The sequence below is a fragment of the Microbacterium sp. C23T genome, from assembly GCF_053345975.1.
In genome coordinates this window covers 13088-31151 of sequence record NZ_JBKFBD010000025.1, presented here as the reverse complement: position 1 = coordinate 31151, position 18064 = coordinate 13088, and the positions used below count along the sequence as shown (strand labels likewise).

The 18064-nt window shown below is 70.5% G+C and carries 9 protein-coding genes; 3 read left to right on the top strand and 6 right to left on the bottom strand.

Annotated features, from left to right (window positions below; translation table 11 throughout):
* Window positions 1–18: 18 nt before the first annotated feature.
* The 4 genes from ACLBXX_RS14560 to ACLBXX_RS14545 form a co-directional block, all read right to left on the bottom strand.
* A complete protein-coding gene (locus tag ACLBXX_RS14560; protein WP_447658590.1) occupies window positions 19–6018 on the bottom strand; it encodes an Ig-like domain-containing protein in 6000 nt (1999 codons plus the stop codon).
* A 277-nt stretch (window positions 6019–6295) separates the two neighbouring features.
* The gene (locus tag ACLBXX_RS14555; protein ID WP_447658589.1) at window positions 6296–8662 is read right to left on the bottom strand and encodes an ATP-binding cassette domain-containing protein; all 2367 of its coding nucleotides are present in this window, start codon (window positions 8660–8662) and stop codon (window positions 6296–6298) included.
* Window positions 8663–8828: 166 nt separating this feature from the next.
* The gene (locus ACLBXX_RS14550) at window positions 8829–11075 is read right to left on the bottom strand and encodes an LLM class flavin-dependent oxidoreductase (protein WP_447658624.1); all 2247 of its coding nucleotides are present in this window, start codon (window positions 11073–11075) and stop codon (window positions 8829–8831) included.
* Between the two features lie 35 nt (window positions 11076–11110).
* Complete coding sequence (locus ACLBXX_RS14545) at window positions 11111–11683, bottom strand: DNA-3-methyladenine glycosylase I (RefSeq protein ID WP_447658588.1); 573 nt, start codon at window positions 11681–11683, stop codon at window positions 11111–11113.
* Window positions 11684–11838: 155 nt separating this feature from the next.
* Here ACLBXX_RS14545 and ACLBXX_RS14540 point away from each other — a divergent pair, with 155 nt between their 5' ends.
* Entirely contained in the window at window positions 11839–12246 is a 408-nt protein-coding gene (locus ACLBXX_RS14540; RefSeq protein WP_447658587.1) for a glucose-6-phosphate dehydrogenase, read from the top strand.
* 120 nt (window positions 12247–12366) lie between these two features.
* Here ACLBXX_RS14540 and ACLBXX_RS14535 read toward each other — a convergent pair whose 3' ends face one another.
* Window positions 12367–14472 carry an acyl-CoA dehydrogenase family protein gene (locus tag ACLBXX_RS14535; protein WP_387143406.1) on the bottom strand — a complete coding sequence of 702 codons (2106 nt, stop codon included), beginning with the start codon at window positions 14470–14472 and terminating at the stop codon, window positions 12367–12369.
* A 222-nt stretch (window positions 14473–14694) separates the two neighbouring features.
* Here ACLBXX_RS14535 and ACLBXX_RS14530 point away from each other — a divergent pair, with 222 nt between their 5' ends.
* Complete coding sequence (locus ACLBXX_RS14530; RefSeq protein ID WP_447658586.1) at window positions 14695–15051, top strand: VOC family protein; 357 nt, start codon at window positions 14695–14697, stop codon at window positions 15049–15051.
* Entirely contained in the window at window positions 15051–16325 is a 1275-nt protein-coding gene (locus tag ACLBXX_RS14525) for a GNAT family N-acetyltransferase (protein ID WP_447658585.1), read from the top strand. The genes ACLBXX_RS14530 and ACLBXX_RS14525 overlap by 1 nt, the downstream gene beginning before the upstream one ends.
* Window positions 16326–16342: 17 nt before the next feature.
* Here ACLBXX_RS14525 and ACLBXX_RS14520 read toward each other — a convergent pair whose 3' ends face one another.
* Entirely contained in the window at window positions 16343–18037 is a 1695-nt protein-coding gene (locus tag ACLBXX_RS14520) for a formate--tetrahydrofolate ligase (RefSeq protein ID WP_447658584.1), read from the bottom strand.
* Window positions 18038–18064: the final 27 nt, after the last annotated feature.

The window sequence follows — 18064 nt, the reverse complement described above, 5'->3', positions numbered from 1 at the left end:
TGTGTCATGGGCGTGCGGTCAGTACCAGGTGACCGGATCGGCGGATCCCCATCCGTCGATCGAGACCCACGCCCGGCGGCCCGGGTTGCCGTAGTAGCAGCTCAGCTGGACGGTGCCGTTCTCCGGCACGTAGTAGGTGCGCGACCCCCACGTGCCCGCGGCGTCGTCGTTGCAGCGCAGCACGTAGTTGCCGGCGGGGAAGTTCTTCACCGTGACCGTCATGTACGCGCACGAGTACGTCGTGCAGTAGCCGGGCCAGTTGCCCGACGCGCCCTTGCCCGTGACGGCCGTGGGCTTCGGGGCGTCCACCGTCCGTGCCGAGTCCGACACGACCGCACTCCACTGCCCGGCGGCATCCTGTGCGCGCGCTTCGATCCGGTGCGTCTCGCTGTAGCCGTAGTTGGCCGACGTCGAGCCGTTGTTCGCGACGTTCTGCCAGCCGCCGCCGTCGATGCGGATCTGCATCTGCGTGATGGCGCGGCCGTTGGGCGACGGCGGGCTCCACGAGTACGTGATGGAACGCCCGTTGGCGTTCGCCTTGACCGTGGGATTGCCGACCGGTCCGTAGGGTTTCACGGTGTTGGACGCGGCGGAGGGTGCACCGGGCTCGCTCGCACCGCTGACGGTCGAGACCGCGCGGACGCGGACCGAGTAGTCGGTGCCGTTGGCCAGCCCGCCGATCACGCCGTTGCCGGCCAGGGCTTGCCAGTTGCCGTTGTTCACCGACGCCTGATAGCCGACCTCATTCGGGTTTGCGCCGTTGAGCGCCCCCGGCTGGTACGTGACGGTGAGCGAGCGGTCGCCCTCCTTCGCGCTGACGTTCGTCGGAGCGGCCGGCGCCGTGAAGGCGCGCTGCGGCGCGGAATTCGGGCTGAACTGTCCCCAGCCGGCCTTGTTCTGCGCGCGGACGCGGAAGGTGTAGTCGGTCGTCGAGGTGTCGACCACCACGGCCTGGCTCGTCTGCCCCGCGGGAACCGGGATGGAGTTCACGAGGGCCGAACCCCGGAGTACGTCGAGCTGGTAGCCCGAGATCGCGTCGCCGTTGTCAGCGGGCGCATTCCACGCCACCTGCATCTGCGCCTGCGCACCCACCGGCTGCAGACGAGCGGTCGTCGGAGCGCCGGCAGCATCGGGGGCTCGCGCCGGGATCTCGCTCACGGACCACGTGCTCCAGCTCGAGGGCTCGGGCGCTCGGTTGAGGGCCTGCACGCGCACCTGGTAGGCGACGCCGTTCTGGAGGCCGTCCCAGACGATCGAGTTGCCGACGACGTCGACCTTCTGCCCGACGCCCGACGACGGGGCCGGTGAGATCTCGAGGTTGTACTTCTCGACCGGCGAGCCCGGCGTCGTCGGCGTGACCCACGACACGGTCAGGCTGCGGTCGCCGAACACGAGCGTCGGCGCTGCCGGCGTGTCGGGACGTGCGTCGGGGCGAGCCGTCTCGGACGGCGCCGACGGGTCGGACTCACCGACGCGGTTCTCGGCCACGACCGTGAAGTTGTACTCGACGTTGTTCGTCAGCCCGTCGAGTGTGCATGTCGTCGCGAGGCACACCTTCTCGTAGTTGCCCGCGGTCGAGGTGACGAGGTAACGCTCGATCTCGGCGCCGTTGTTGGCCGGCGGCGTCCACGACAGCACGACGGTGCGATCCTGCACGCTCGAGACGATCGGCGTGCCCGGAGCGTCGGGCTTGCCCTGCACGGTCAGCCGGATGCGGCCCTCGACCTCTCGGTCGGGGTCACCCGTGGCATCCTGCACGCGGTAGCGGACGACCATCGTGCCGAAGAACTTCGCGTCGGGAGTGACCCGCACCTGATCGCCGGTGACGTCGGTGTCCCCCTGACCGGTCTCGAGGACCGCGGTGGTGACCTTCAGCGCCTTGTCCGGGAACGGGTTGACGTCGTTGGCGAGCACCGGCACGGTGATCGTCTTGCCCTGGTGCGCTTCGGGCACGATGTCGTCGTTGGCGGTGGGCAGCTCGCGGGTCGACGCGATCACACGGATCGCCACCGTGCCCTCGATCGGCTCGGTCGTGCCGTCCTCGATCTTCAGGCGGATCGTCGCCGCGGTGCCCTTCTTGGTGTCGGCCGCCGCGCTCACGCGCAGCTCGTCGCCCTCGATCGACGCCGTCATGCCGTCGGGCGACCCGCCCACGATCTGGTACTCGATGCGGCCCGCATCCTCGGGGTCGGGGTCCGTGGTCAGGCCGCCGAGGTCCAGCGTCGTCGCATCCTCGCCGGGCGCGACATCCATCTGCCCGTTCACGAACGTCGGCTGCTGGTTCTCGGGGGGCAGCACGGTGATCGGAATGGTCAGCGTGGCCTTCCGGCCTTCGGGGTCGTCGGGGCCGGTGCCGTCGGTCACCTCGAACGTGATGGCGTCCGGTCCGAAGTAGCCCTGCGCCGACGTGTAGACGAGCGTCGTCTGGTCCTTGATCAGCGACGAGCCGTCGTTGTGGGCGGCGGTGACCTTGGCCGCCTCGGTGATGACGACCTTGCCGCCGCCCGCCGCACGGACGTACTTCGAGAGGGCCAGCTCGACCGTCTCGCCGCTCTTGACCTCGACGGGCTCGGTCGAGACGAGGGTCGGCGGCAGCGAGGACAGCGACGGGACATGGATGAACGCGGATGCCGCGTTCCCGTCGCGGTCGGTGATCGTGTACGTCACGAGCCGCCCGGCGTCGCCGAGCGTGACGCGCACCTTGCCGTCGGCGAGCACGCGCGAGTTCGTGTCGGCGACCTTGAGCTCGAGGTCGTCGACGGTGCCGTCGGGATCCTCGTCGTTCGCGAGCACCTCGAGGTCGACGACGCCGTCCTCGACGTCGGCCGCACGCACGTAATCGTCGCGTGCGATGGGCTTCTGGAGCGGCACGTCGTCGGCGACGGTGATCTGCAGCACGGCCTTCGCCTCGGCGCCGCGTGCGTCGCGGATCGTGTACTGCAGCGAGGTCTCGACGGGCTGCGACGGCGACGTGACGACCACGCGGTTGCCCTCGACCTTGGCCTTGAGTCCCGCGACGTCGGGGAGGATCAGGCCGTTCTTGACGATGCCGAACTCGTCGCCGTCGGGGTCGGAGTCGTTCGCGAGCACCGGGACGGCGACCGAGCGCCCGGGGCGCATGATCACGGAGTCCTTGACGGCGTACGGCGCCTGGTTCACGCCCTCGGCGGGCGCGACGCCGACACGGATGGTCGCGGTCGCCTCGGCGCCGAGGCGGTCGCGCACGCGGTAGGTGAAGGTGTCGACGCCCGCGGTGTCGTCGAATGCCTCGTAGACGAAGTGGTCGGCCCCGGTCTCGGTGATCCGTCCCTTGCCGGGCGAGGAGGCGAGCCCGACGAGCTCGACGGAGTCGCCGTCGGAGTCGATGCCGTCCAGCGGCACCGCGATGTTCACGCGGCTCCCGGCGAGCACACGGGCGGTGATGTCCCGGGGCCGCGGCGCCGCGTTCGTGTCGGCATTGACGGGGAGCACCTGGATGGTGATGTAGCCGGCGTCCTTCTGCCCGGTGCTGTCGACGGCCTCATAGGTCGCGTAGACGGTGCCGGGCTCATCGGACGCGCGGAACCGCACGGTGTCCTGCGAGACGAAGACCTCGCCGTCCTCGGGCTCGATGAGCGGCGGCACGAGATCGGGCGCGACGTGGATGGTGTCGCCGTTCGGGTGGTAGTCGTTGTCGAGCACCGGGATCGTCACGACGTCGCCGGCGCGCACCACGACCTGGTCGTCGTTCGCGACGGGCGGGCGCAGCTGCGCCGGGGCCGGGATCGGGATGACGATGACGTCGCCCTCGGCCGACTGCGAGCCGTTGGAGATGCGGTACGTGATGCGCACCTGCTCCGACAGCGCCGCCTGGTCGCTGATGCGGAGGGTCTCGTGGTTCAGCACGGCCACGGCGACGCCCGAGTTCGGCTCGACCGTCACCGACTGCACCACGAGGATGCCGCCGGAGGGGTCGGAGTCGTTCGTCAGGACGTTGACGAGCACCTCGCCACCGCTCGGCAGCAGCGCGACGTCGCGCACGGCGACCGGCGGCAGGTCGGTCTCGCCCTCGGGGATGACGTCGACGCGCACGATGCCGGGGACGCCGGCGGCGCCCGCCGCCACCATGTACTGGACGTAGTAGGTGCCGGGCGTCGCGGAGCGGAACGTGAAGGTCTTGTTGGAGTAGTCGGGCACGATGTCGGCACCGGAGACCGGGTCGACACGTGCCAGGCGCAGCGGCTCGCGCCCCGCCCCGACGTCGTTGGCGAGCGGCGAGACGGTCGCTGTCTGGCCGGTGCGCACGGCGATGTAGTCGGCGTTCGTGACCGGGTCGATGGAGCCGACCGGCCGCACATCGAAGCGCACGGTGCCGACGGTCACGTCGGAGCCGTCCGAGACGGTGATCTCGACGTCCTTGCGGCCCTGCGTCCCGCCGACTGCTCGATAGGTGATCCGCCCGTCCGACGTGAAGTCCGCCTCGTCGCCCTCGGCGGGCTCCACCGAGCCGAGGAACACGTCGTCCCCGTCGGGGTCGATCCAGTCGGGCAGCACGTTGTACGTGATGGTGCCCCCGGCCTCGACGGCCACGGTCGTCACGCGCTTCTGCGTGGGCGGCGAGTTGACGTCCCAGCCGTGGACCGCCAGCGAGACGCGGGCGGTGTCGGTGCCGCCGCGTCCGTCGGAGACCTCATACGTGAAGGAGGTCGAGCCCTGGGCGTCCTCGGGGACCGCGATCTGCAGCGATCGGCCGTTGTCGACGGACTGGATCTCGCCGACCGACGGCCCGCCGTCGACCACACGCGTCGTCAGGACGTCGCCGTCGGGGTCGCTGTCGTTGTCGAGGATGGGGAGGATTGTGGTGCGGCCCGGGCGCACGCCCAGGTCGTCGTCGTTGGCGTCGGGCGGGGTGTTGATGTCGGAGCGCTCGGGGAGGACGGTCTCGGTCGTCTCCTCGGTCGTCTGCTCGTCGTCCTCGGTCTCCCCCTCGGGCGGGGTCATCTCGTCCCAGTTGTCGACGCGCTGGAGGTCCTCGACGGCCATCCACGTGGCACCGCCGACGACGTCGTTGAGCACCACGACGTCCCGGTTGACGCGGAACTTCAGCAGCGACGTCGGCTCGATGCCGTCGATGTCGGCCGCGAGGTCGTCGGCCTTGCCCGCGCAGTCCCGCACGAACCTGCCGGACCCCGTCCACGCGGCGTAGCCGCAACCGTCGAGCCAGACCGGTGCGGCAGGCGCGCCCTCGGCACCGGCTTTGACGGACTTCGGCTCGGATCCGTCGAACGGCACGCGAACGAACGCGGACGCCGTGGAGAGCGAGACGGCATCGGATGCCGCGGACGGCTGCTGCAGGACGGCGTTGCGTCCGCCGTCGATCTCGGTCGCGCGGCCGTCGACGATCACGGTGCCGGTGGCGGTGTCGAGCACGGCGGGCTTGTCGCCGACCGCCGTCACCGTGAGCTCCGCGCTATCGCCGAGGTCGTTGAGTCCGGAGCGAGCCGGCTCCTCGGGGGTGCCGTCCGCGCCGATGCGGATCGTCACCAGCTCGGAGGTCTTCGGCGAGACGGCGTACACGACGCCGTCGACGCCGACGGCGACATCCGCACCCTTGCCGACGTTGGTGGTCGGGTCGGTGCCCTCGATCTGGAACGAGCCGATGCTCGTGCTGGGAACCACCCACAGGTCGCCGGACGCCCGGTCGAGGATGGCGACCGTCTCGCCGCCGAGCGCCACGTCGGCGTCGGCGGGCACGCCGGCCGCGCCGGAGAGCGCGACCATGGCCGGATCGACCACGCCGACGGAGGAGCCGGCGTCATCGACGACGAGGACGGTGCTGCCCGACTGGAGGATGTCGTAGTCGTCGCTCGTGGTGCGCAGGGCCCCGTCGAGCACCTGCGACTCGTGGTTGAAGTGGCCTACGAACAGGCTGGACTGTTTCGTCACCCAGACGCCGCCGTCGTGGAGGTCGACCTCGGTGGTGGGCACCCCCTGGTAGACGAACGCGAGCGTCGTGATCGTGACCGCGGCAGCGGTCACCGCGCCTGCCGATGCGAGAGCGCGCGGGCGCGATCGCAGCCATGCGAAAGACCTCATCGAACCTCGGCCTCCTCCGGGGTGTCGTGCGTCTTGTCGTGGCGTGGGACCCCGGCGAGGGGCGTCGCGAGCTCACAGAAGACCTGGGGGAACACTCCAGCCTAACCCGGCGCAGGGCGTGCGACGAGACCGGAAGTGTCAACTCAGGAGATCGTATTCCGCCTGATCAGAGGGGATCGATGGGGACAATCACCCATCCTTCGACAGGCTCGGGAACCGATCAGGCCGCCGAGCCCGTCGACGCCCCGACGTACTCCCGCAGGTGCTGGGCCGTCAGCGTCTCCGCGCCCGCGACGAGATCGGCGGGCGTGCCTTCGAACACGATCGAGCCGCCGTCATGGCCGGCCCCCGGACCGATGTCGATGATCCAGTCGGCGTGCGCCATCACGGCCTGGTGGTGCTCGATCACGATCACGCTGTTGCCGGCTTCGACGAGGCGGTCCAGCATCCCGAGCATGTTCTCGACATCGGCGAGATGCAGCCCCGTGGTGGGCTCGTCGAGCACGTAGATCGCGCCCTTCTTCGCCATCGAGATCGCGAGCTTGAGGCGCTGCCGCTCGCCGCCCGACAGGGTGTTGAGCGCCTGGCCGAGCGTGATGTAGCCGAGGCCGACGTCGATCATGCGCATCAGGGTCGTGTGCGCCGGGCCCTTCGTGAAGAAGACGGATGCCTCGGCCGCCGACATCGCGAGCACCTCGGCGATGTTCTTCCCGTCGAGGGTGTACTCGAGCACCTCGTCGCTGAAGCCCGAGCCCTCGCACAGCTCGCACAGGGTCTCGACGGTCTGCGTGAATCCGAGGTTCGTGATGATGACGCCCAGACCGCGGCACGCGGGGCACGCGCCCTCGGAGTTTGCGCTGAAGAGGGCGGGCTTCACGCCGTTGGCCTTCGCGAACGCGGAGCGGATCGTGTCGAGGATGCCGGTGTACGTCGCCGGGCTCGAGCGGCGGTTGCCCTTGATGGGCGACTGGTCGACGACCACGACGTCGTCGAAGCCGGGCACGTTGCCGTGGATGAGCGACGACTTCCCCGAACCCGCGACGCCGGTCACGACGGTGAGGATGCCGAGCGGCACGTCGACGTCGACCTCCTTGAGGTTGTGCTGAGTGGCTCCGCGGATCTCGAGCGCGCCCTTCGGGGCCCGCGTCGAGTCCTTGAGGCGCGCGCGGTCCCCGAGGTGACGGCCGGTGATCGTGCCGGACGTGCGCAGACCCTCGACATCCCCCTCGTACTGCACCTCGCCGCCCGCACGGCCGGCGCCGGGGCCCAGATCGACGATGTGGTCGGCGATCTCGATGACCTCGGGCTTGTGCTCGACGACGAGCACAGTGTTGCCCTTGTCGCGCAGCAGCTTCAGCAGCCGGTTCATGCGTTGGATGTCGTGGGGGTGCAGGCCCGCCGTGGGCTCGTCGAAGACGTAGCTGATGTCGGTGAGCGCCGAACCCAGGTGCCGGATCATCTTGGTGCGCTGCGCCTCGCCGCCCGAGAGCGTGCCCGAGGCGCGGTCCAGCGACAGGTAGCCGAGCCCGATGTCGATGAACGACGCGATCGTCTGGCGGAGGCCCACCATGAGCGGCGCGACGGACGGGTCGTCCACCGTGTCGAGCCACACCGCGAGGTCGGTGATCTGCATGGCCGCAGCATCCGCGATGCTCGTCCCGTTGATCTTCGAGGACCGCGCACCGTCGTTCAGGCGCGTGCCGCCGCAGTCGGGGCAGGGCAGGAACTTCACGGCGCGGTCGACGAACGCGCGGATGTGGGGCTGCAGGGCCTCGCGGTCCTTCTGGAGCATCGACTTCGTGATCTTCGGGACGAGACCCTCGTACGTCATGTTGATGCCGGCGATCTTGACCTTCGTCGGCTCCTTGTAGAGGAAGTCGGCGCGCTCCTGCTCGGTGTAGTCCTGGATGGGCTTGGCCGGGTCCACGAAGCCGGACTCGGTGAAGGCCTTCACCATCCAGCCGTCGGGGTTGTAGCCGGGGACCTGGATCGCGCCGTCCTGCAGCGACTTGGTCTTGTCGTAGAGCTCGTCGAGGTCGACGTCGCTCACCTCGCCGAGGCCCTCGCAGCGCGGGCACATCCCCCCGGTGATCTCGAACGAGCGGCGCTCCTTGACCTTCTTGCCTCCCTTCTCGAACGTCACCGCGCCGGCACCCGACACGGACGGGATGTTGAACGAGAACGCCTGCGGCGAGCCGACGTGGGGCACGCCGATGCGGCTGAACAGCAGCCGCAGCATCGCGTGCGCGTCGGTCGCGGTTCCCACCGTGGACCGCGCGTTCGAGCCCATGCGCTCCTGATCGACGATGATCGCGGGGCTCACGTTCTCGAGCGCGTCGACCTCGGGGCGGCTCAGCTGCCCCATGAACTGCTGCACGAACGTGGGGTACGTCTCGTTGATGAGGCGCTGCGACTCGTTGGCGATCGTGCCGAACACCAGCGACGACTTGCCCGATCCGCTCACCCCGGTGAAGACGGTGAGCCGCCGCTTCGGGATGTCGACCGACACGTCCTTGAGGTTGTTCTCGCGGGCGCCGACGACGCGGATGACTTCGTGCGAATCAGCGATGTGGGACTCGGATGCCATGCCGACGAGTATGCCCGGGAACCCGGACACCGCGCTTCCTGAATCCTGCTCGATCCGCTGTTGCCAGCGCCCCACGCGACCTTTCGGCGAGTCGCCAGGAATGCCGTCCTCACTCACGCTCTCTGGCGAGTCGCCAAATGGTGAGCGTGGGGATGGATGCTGCGGCTCAGGCGGCGTCGGACTCCGCGGGCTCGATCGCGAAGTTGTCGCGGAAGACGCACGTCGGGTCGTAGGCCGCCTTCACGCGCCGCAGCCGCGCCAGCGTCGCGGGTGGGAAGGCCTCGGCGATCCGTTCCGGCCGCTCGGAGGAGTCGAAGCTCAGGTACATGCCGTCGACGTGGTCGGCGAGCGTGCGCCACTGCGCGTCGAGCCGGTCGGGGTGGGATCCGAGCGCGGCGACCGAGAAGTTCGCCGAGCGGTGCGCGTACGCGGTCGCGTCCTCGGCCACGTCGGCCACCGCCCCACCGACCGCGCGCAGCTGGAAGAACGGCACGGCGCCGGACTGCAGCATCCGTTCCACCGCCGCAGCGAAAGCGGGCGTGACGTGCTCGATCAGACCCGAGCGGCTGTGCGGCTCGCCCGCGCCGTGCTGCGGGCCGAGGTCGGCGTTCGCCATGATCTGCGGGTACGTCGTGAGCTGCACGGACTGCTGTACGAGCGGGGCGAGCTCGGCGAAGGGCTGCAGGCGGGCGATGATCGTGTCGGGGTCGTCGGAGTCGACGATGCCGTACAGCTGGACGACCTGCGGCTGGCCGGGCCGCGGTCCGCCGGTGAGGAGGAAGAGGGTGAGGTCGCGCGGCGACTCCTCGACGATGCGGCCGTAGCCCTCGAGGAACTCCGCGACGTCGTCCACCTGGAACGCGAGCTGCGCGTAGCCGACCTGCCCGACCTCGTCGACCTCGAACTCGAACGCCGTGACGATGCCGACGTTCGCGCCGGCCCCGCGGATCGCCCAGAAGAGGTCGGGGCGGGTGGAGGCATCCGTCCGCACGATCGAGCCGTCGGCGAGCACCACCTCGGCGGCGCGCAAGTGGTCGATGGTGAGGCCGTGCTCACGGGCGAGCAGGCCGATGCCGCCCGCCGTCGCGAGTCCGCCGACCCCCACGCCGCCGTAGTCGCCCGACGTCAGCGCCCAGCCATGCTCGCCGAGCACCGCAGCCACCTGCGCCCAGCGGGCACCCGGCCCGATGCGCACGAGCCGGCGGTCGGCGTCGAGCACCTCGATCTCGTCGAGACTGCGAAGGTCGATCACGATCCCGCCGTCGTTCGTGCTGCGGCCGCTGATGCCGTGGCCGCCGCTGCGCACCGCGAGCGGGAGCTCGGGATGCCGGCGTGCGAACGCGAGCGCCTCGGCGACCTGCTCGGACGACGCGGGCTGCAGCACGAGGCCGGGACGCCCGCCGCGCATGTAGGTGGCGCGTACGTCGCCGTAGTCGAAGTCGCCGGGCTCGATCGCGCGGAGGCCGGCCGGCACGTCGTCGTACGCGATGCCGTCGCGGCGAGCGGCGAGGGCGGCCGCCGACCGCACCGGCGCTGCGTCGACCCCGCGGGTGCCGCGCTCGGCGGTCACGAGCTCGCGCACGGCGGGGGCGACGTCCTCGCCGAAGCGCTGGAGCAGGTTCGGGTCGTCGGCCGCGATGATGAACGTGCCGATGCCGTCGTCGAGAGCGAGGCGGGCCAGGCGCTCGGCGAACTCCTGCGGATCGGCGGCGAGCTGCCCGATGTTGAGCAGGCGCCGGATCTCGCGCGGGTCGCGGCCGGCCGACTCCGCGGCCTCGTCGATCGCGGCGTTGCCCTTCGCGAGGTCGCCCGGCTGCAGGTAGCCGAGCGACGGCAGCCATCCGTCGCCCTTGCGGCCGGTGAGCGCGAGCATGCGCGGCTTGTACGCGCCGATGTGGATCGGGATGTCGTGCGCCGGCCGCGGCCCGCGCTTCGCGCCGTGCACGGCGTGGAACTTCCCGTCGGTGAACACGCCCCGGCGCTCGTCGGTGCGCCACAGCTCGCGGATGAGGTCGATCGCCTCGCCCAGCGCCGTGACCGCCTGACCCGGCGTGAGCCTCGTGCCGCCCATCGCCTCGATCGCGTCCCAGAAGCCGCCGGCGCCGAGGCCGAGGTCGAACCGCCCGCCCGACAGCAGGTCGATGCTCGCGGCGGCCCGCGCGACGACGGCGGGCGGGCGCAGCGGCACGTTCAGCACGTTGGGCGCGATGCGGATGGACGAGGTGCGTGCCGCGACGAACGACATGAGCGTCCACGTGTCGAGGAACGCCGGCTGGTACGGGTGGTCTTGGAAGGTGACGAGATCGAGACCGGATGCCTCGGCCACCTGCGACAGCAGCACCGGCGCCTCAGGGGTCGCGGCAGAGGGGGTGATGAAGGCGCCGAACTCGAGCGCGTGTCCGTAGTCCACGATCCATTCGAACGCATGGGGAGCGCTCGTTGTTCCTGTCAGCCCACGCGCCAGCACCCGTCGACGTGGTCGTCCACCATGCCGGCGGACTGCATGAGCGCGTACATCGTCGTCGGCCCGACGAACCGGAAGCCGCGCTTGCGCAGCGCCTTGCTCATCGCCTCGGCCTCGGCGGTGATCGCGGGCACCTCGGCGAACGTCGCCGGGCGCCGATGCGCGGCCGGTGCGAAGGACCACATGAACGCGTCGAGCTCACCGGGCTCGAGATCGAGCACCAGCCGCGCGTTGGAGATCGTGGCCTCGATCTTGGCCCGATTGCGGATGATCCCGGCATCCGTCATCAATCGCGCGATGTCGTCCTCGCCGAACGCCGCCACGGCAGCGGGTTCGAACCCCGCGAACACTTCGCGGAACCGCGGTCGCTTGCGGAGGATCGTGATCCACGACAACCCCGCCTGGAACCCCTCGAGGCTCATCTTCTCGAAGAGGGCGCGGTCGCCGTGCAGCGGCACCCCCCACTCCTCGTCGTGGTAGCGGGCGTACTCGGAGTCGTCGCCGACCCACGCGCAGCGCGCGCGGCCGTCGGCGCCGAGGCGGACGTCGGTGCTCACCGCGCCAGCCTAGGCTCCCCCGCCGACGTCGGTGTCGCGAGGCCGCCGGGGCTCGCGTTCAGCCGCCCGACACCCGCTCGATTCCCGGATGCCGCTTCCGTCGCTTACCTTGGAATGTCGGGCTGTTCGGGTCCGCGCAGCTGGGAGGCAGGACCATGAAGATCGTCGCGTCGGCGGATTGGCGGGACTCGGTCCCCTTCGAGAACCCCGTACTCCTCGCAGACGTGGTCCCGGGCGAGCCGACGCGCTGCTTCTCGTGCGGCCCGGAGTCGGAGCTGCTGCCGCGTACCGAGCTGTGGGCGTACAAGCACCGCCACCCCAAGAACCACGACGGCTACGTCCGCTTCTACTGCGCGTACCACGTGCCCGCCGCGGCGATCGTCCCGCAGCCGGCGGCAGCCGCGCCGGCGGCACGCGCGAAGTCGTCGTCTCCTCGCGCCGCGGCCGAGCGCCGCGTCGCCAAGCCGGTCGTCCCCGAGCGCGTGCGCGCGATGTGCCCGAACTGCTTCATCGAGGTCTCCGCGACCGGCGAGTGCGGCAACTGCGGCTGGTCCGCTTCCTGACCCGATCCCGACCCTCAATTGAGGATCGTTGCCGAGATGCGGAGCTGTCGGCACAGCCCAGTCCGCATCCCGGCTCCGCTCCTCAGTTGAGGACGCCGGCTCGCACGATGCGCTGCGCCGTCACTTCTTCTTGAGCGACTTCTCCGACACCGGCGCCTCGCCCGACGCGGCGAGCGCGCGGTAGTACTCGCGTGCCTCGTCCTGGCGCTTGCGCTCGGCACCCGAGGCGATGGGTGCGCGCACGTGCTCGGGCGCGAAGCCGTAGGCGTCGACGAGATCCTGCGCGTGCGGACGCAGCCGCGCCGCGAGACGATCGATGTAGCGGGAGACGGATGCCGCGCGCTGGGTCGAGAGCCGGCCGTTGATGATGTACCACGCAAGGTGCTTCTCGATGAGGTGCAGGCCGAACAGGTCGCGCAGCCACGTCAGCACCTGCTTGGTGCCCTCGTCCGAGACGCGGTTCACACCGTCGGTGAAGGCCTCCCACTGCAGCAGCTCGCCGTGTGCGCGGGCGGCTTCGATGAGTTCCGCCTGGTGGCTGTTGAACAGCGCGGCAGCCTCGGCCGGCGACAGCTTCGACGCGGGACGCAGGGCGGCCGCGACATCCGCCACCATCTGCTGCACCCGGCCGGCGAGCAGCTCGTGCTGCTGGTCGGTGCGCAGGCCCAACTCGATCGAGCGCGCGGTCGATCCGAAGTCGGTCACCGTCTGCCCGAGCTGGCGCAGACCCGCGCCGTGGAACACCTTGCCCGCGGTCTGGCCGACGGCGAAGCGGGCGAGCTTCGCAGCATCCGCCCCCTTGAACTGCTTGGCGTAGTCCGACAGGAGTCGCTTGCCGACCAGCTGGAGCAGGACGTTGTTGTCGCCCTCGAAGGTGACGTAGACGTCGAGGTCCTGGTGGAGGCCGACCATGCGGTTCTCGGCGAGGAAGCCGGAGCCGCCGCAGGCCTCGCGGGCCTCCTGGATCGTCGACAGGGCGTTCCAGGTCGACAGCGGCTTGAGCGCGGCGGCGAGGGTCTCGAGGTCCTCGCGCTCCTCAGGGGTGTCGGTGCGGCCCGAGAAGACGGCGTCGAACTTCTTGAGGAGCTCGTCGTGGCTGAAGAACTGCGCGTAGTTCTGCGCGAGGAGCGGCAGCAGGCGCCGCTGGTGCTTGCCGTAATCGAGCAGCACGACTTCTTCGGTGCCGGCGCCCGAGTCGAACTGGCGGCGCTGGTTCGCGTACGTGAGCGCGATGTGCAGCGCGAGCGCGGTGCCGGTGGTCGCGGCGCCGTCGAGCGACACACGGCCCTGCACGAGCGCGCCGAGCATCGTGAAGAAGCGGCGGCCGGGCGTCGGGATGTCGGAGGTGTACGAGCCGTCGGCGGCGACCTGGCCGTAGCGGTCGAGCAGGTTGAAGCGGGGCACCCGCACCTGGTCGAACGCGAGGCGGCCGTTGTCGATGCCGTTGAGGCCGCCCTTGACGCCGTCGTCCTCGCTGATGATGCCCGGGAGCATCGCGCCCTCGTCGTCGCGGATCGGCACGAAGAAGCAGTGCACGCCGTAGTTGACGCCGCCCGTGATGAGCTGTGCGAACACCGTCGCGGCCTTGCCGTGCAGCGCCGCGTTGCCGAGGTAGTCCTTGTACGCGCCGCGGAACGGCGTGTGGATCACGAACTCCTCGGTCTCGGGGTCGTAGGTCGCGGTCGTGCCGATGGACGCGACATCCGAGCCGTGCCCGGTCTCTGTCATCGCGAACGCACCCGGGATCGAGAGGTCGGTGATGCCCGGCATCCACTTGTCGTGGTGCTTTTCGGTGCCGAGCTGGAAGACGGCCGAGCCGAACAGGCCCCACTGCACACCGGACTTGATCTGCAGGCTGGGGTCGGCCAGCACGAGCTCCTGGAAGCCGGCGAGGTTCGCGCCGTTGTCGTTGAGTCCACCGAACTTCTCGGGCATCGCGCGGCGCGAGCCGCCGTGCTCGACCAGCAGGTGCAGCTGCGTCAGCACGCGCTCACGGTGCTCGGGCATCGACTGCCCCTCGATGCGCCAGAACGCGGGGTCCTTGATCATCTCGCGGGCCTCGCGGCGGGTCTCGCCCCACGTCCCGAGGAGCAGATCGGTGACCGCGGCGATGTCGATGCGGGGATCGGATGCCTCGGCCGCGGTGTGCGGAGCGGTCGGGGCTCCGCCGGCGGGCGTGTTCTTGTGGACGGCGGGCTTCTTGGTGCGGACGGCGGCGTCAGCCATGTGCATCACCTCTCGGTGCGACGGGGAAGGGTCGAGTTCCCTTCGACCGTAGGACTCCGACAACGCCCCCTCAAAGCCTCTGGTGGATGTCCACAAGGCCGGAGCGACACGGGTGACGGATGCCTTGTGCGAGACGCACAGCCAGGGCGGCTCCGGGCGCTGTGCCGGGGGGTGCTCGCACAGGACCGCGCGAACGTCCGCGGCGAGGCCTAGGCTCGGGTCATGAGCCCGCCGACGGCGATCACGACCGCGTTCATCCCCGTGCACGATCCGCGAGCGAGCGCGCACTGGTACGCGGATGCGTTCGGCCTCGGCGTCGTCGAAGAGACCGACGCCTCGAGCGTGCTCGCGGGCTCGCACGGACAGGTGACCCTGATGGGCCCGAAGAGCGGCATCCATGTCGAACCCGGCCTGCCGTGGGCGACGTGCAACTTCCGCGTCGACGATTTCGCCTCCGTCCACGAGCGTCTCGCGCGGCTCGGGGCGCACCCGAGCGACGAGCTCGGCGACCCCGACCGCTGCCTCTTCTTCACCGCGACAGACCCCGACGGGAACACCATCCTCGTCACCGATCGCTGATGACCGATGCAGCCGTGACCCTCGCCCCGTGGGCGGCGGGCGATCTGCCGCTGCTCGAGCGCGCCAACACCCCGGAGATGATGGCGCATCTGGGCGGGCCGGAGACGCCCGTGCAGCTGGTCGAGCGCCAGGAGCGCTACATGAACCTGATGCGCACGGGCGAAGCCGCGATGTACCGCATCGAGCTCGATGGCACGCCGGTCGGCGGCATCGGGTACTGGCAGGTCGACCACGACGGCGAGCCCGCGTGGGAGGCGGGGTGGAACGTCTTCTCCGAGTGGCAGGGGCGGGGCCTCGCGCACGCGGCGCTGGGGCTGGTCGTGCGCGAGGTCGCGGATCGGCACGATCGCAGCCTCCTGGTCGCCTACCCCGGCGTCGACAATCCCGCGTCGAACGCGTTGTGCCGCGCAGCCGGGTTCGAGCACCGCGGGTCGAGGACGGAGCCGTGGCACGGCCGTGAGCTCTCGTTCAACGTCTGGGTGCTCGACATGTCGCCGCTCGACCTCGACGGCCGCGAGCCCGACCTCGAGGAGCGGTTCGGCGAGGGCGTGCTCGACGAGAAGGTGTGGTGGCCGCACTATCTGCCGCACTGGTCGTCGCGCGAGCGCACCGCCGCCCGCTACTCCATCGCGCCCGACGCGCTCGAGCTCTTCATCGACGCCGACACCGCGCCGTGGTCGCCGGAGTTCGACGGTGACAACCGCGTCTCGCACGTGCAGACGGGCCAGTTCGCCGGCGCGCGGGGCGGGGCGATCGGGCAGCACCGCTTCCGCGACGGCCTGGTCGTGCGCGAGGAGCAGCCGGAGCGCCGGCTCCACCTCCCGCGGTTCGGTGTGATCGAAGTCCGCATGGCCGCGGTGCGCCACCCTGACGCGATGGTGGCGTTCTGGCCGATCGGGTTCGAGGACCGCCCCGAGGACTCCGGCGAGATCTGCATCGCCGAGATCTTCGGAAGCGAGCTCGACGACGAGGGCGGCTGGGTCGGCGTCGGAGTCAAGCGCCAGCACGACCCGCGTCTGCGCGACGACTTCGAGAAGGTCCGTGTCGAGGGCGATCTCACGGAGATGCATGACTACGCCGTCGAGTGGACGCCTGACGCGGTGCGCTTCTTCATCGACCACCGCTGGGTGAAGACCGTGCATCAGAGGATCGACTACCCCGTGCAGCTCATGCTCGACCTCTACGAGCTGCCCCGCGCCGACGGCGGCCGCGACCTCGCGGCGCTCCCCCACACGCTCCGCGTCGAGCGGGTGCGCACCTTCCCGCCGCTCTGACTGCCGGGCGCCCGGTCTCAGAAGAGCCCGACGATGCGCCCCTCGTCGTCCACGTCGATGCTGTTGGCAGCCGGCGTCGCCGGCAGCCCCGGCATGGTCATGATGTCGCCGCAGATCATCACGACGAACCGCGCGCCGGCGGCGAGGCGCACCTCGCGGATGTCGACGACGTGGCCCGTCGGCGCTCCGCGCAGCTTCGGGTCGGTCGAGAACGAGTACTGCGTCTTGGCGACGCACACCGGGTAGCCGCCGTAGCCTTCGTCCTGCAGGCGCTTGATCTGCGCGCGGACGGCGGTCGACGCGGTGATCTCGGACGCCCCGTAGATGCGCGTCGCGATCGCGCTCATCTTGCGCCACAGCGTGGCATCATCCGGGTACGTGAAGCGGAGCGCCTCTTCGTCCGCTGGTTCCGCGGCCCGCTCGTCGCACAGCCGCACGACCTCGCGCGCCAGGTCCTCCGCGCCCGCGCCGCCCTCGGCGAAGTGCTTCGCGACCACGGCCGTGACCCCGACGGACTCGGTGGCCGCGATGAGCGCCGCGGTCTCAGCATCCGTGTCCTCCGCGCGATGGTTGATCGCGACCACCGTCGGGATGCCCCACGTCTCGCGGAGGGTCTTCAGGTGCCGCAGGAGGTTGGCGGTGCCCTGCTCGAGGGCGGTCACGTTCTCGTGCGGGAGGCCCTGGACCTCGACGCCGCCGTGGAACTTCATGGCGCGCACCGTGGCGACGACCACCGCGACGTCGGGGCGGAGGCCCGTCGTCCGGCACAGGATGTCGACGAACTTCTCGGCGCCGAGGTCGGCGCCGAAGCCGGCCTCGGTGACGACGTAGTCGGCCATCCGCAGCGCGGAGTCGGTCGCGAGGTACGAGTTGCAGCCGTGCGCGATGTTCGCGAACGGGCCGCCGTGCACGAACGCCGGCGTGTGCTCGAGCGTCTGCACGAGGTTGGGCGCGAGCGCGTCGCGCAGGATCGCGGCCATGGCCCCGTGCGCCTGCAGGTCGCGGGCGCGGATCGGCGTGCGGTCGCGTGTGTAGGCGACGACGATCTCGCCGAGCCGCTCCTTGAGGTCGGCGAGGTCGGTGGCGAGGCAGAAGATCGCCATCACCTCGCTCGCCACGACGATGTCGAAGCCGTCCTCGCGGGGGTAGCCGTTCGATGGACCGCCGAGGCCGATCACGGCGTCGCGGAGCGCCCGGTCGTTGACGTCGAGCACGCGCCGCCAGGTCACGCGCCGCACGTCGATGCCGAGGGCGTTGCCGTGGTGCACGTGGTTGTCGATGAGCGCCGCGAGCAGGTTCGTGGCGATCGCGATGGCCGAGAAGTCACCGGTGAAGTGGAGGTTGATGTCCTCCATCGGCACGACCTGCGCGTATCCGCCGCCCGCCGCACCGCCCTTCATGCCGAACACCGGCCCGAGAGCCGGCTCGCGCAGGCAGATCATCGCCCGCTCGCCGATGCGGGTGAGCGCGTCGCCGAGGCCGACGGTGGTCGTCGTCTTGCCCTCGCCGGCAGGGGTGGGCGACACGGCGGTCATCAGCACGAGCCGTCCGCGCGGCTTCTCCTGGAGCGTCCGCAGGTGCCGCAGCGACACCTTCGCCTTGAACCGGCCGTACGGCTCGAGCTCCTCGTCAGGGATGCCGAGCCCCTCGGCGATCCGGGTGATCGGCCAGAGTTCGGCCTGCTGTGCGATCTCGATGTTGCTCGTGGCCACGCTCGCTCCCCGTCGCGGGCCTCGTCG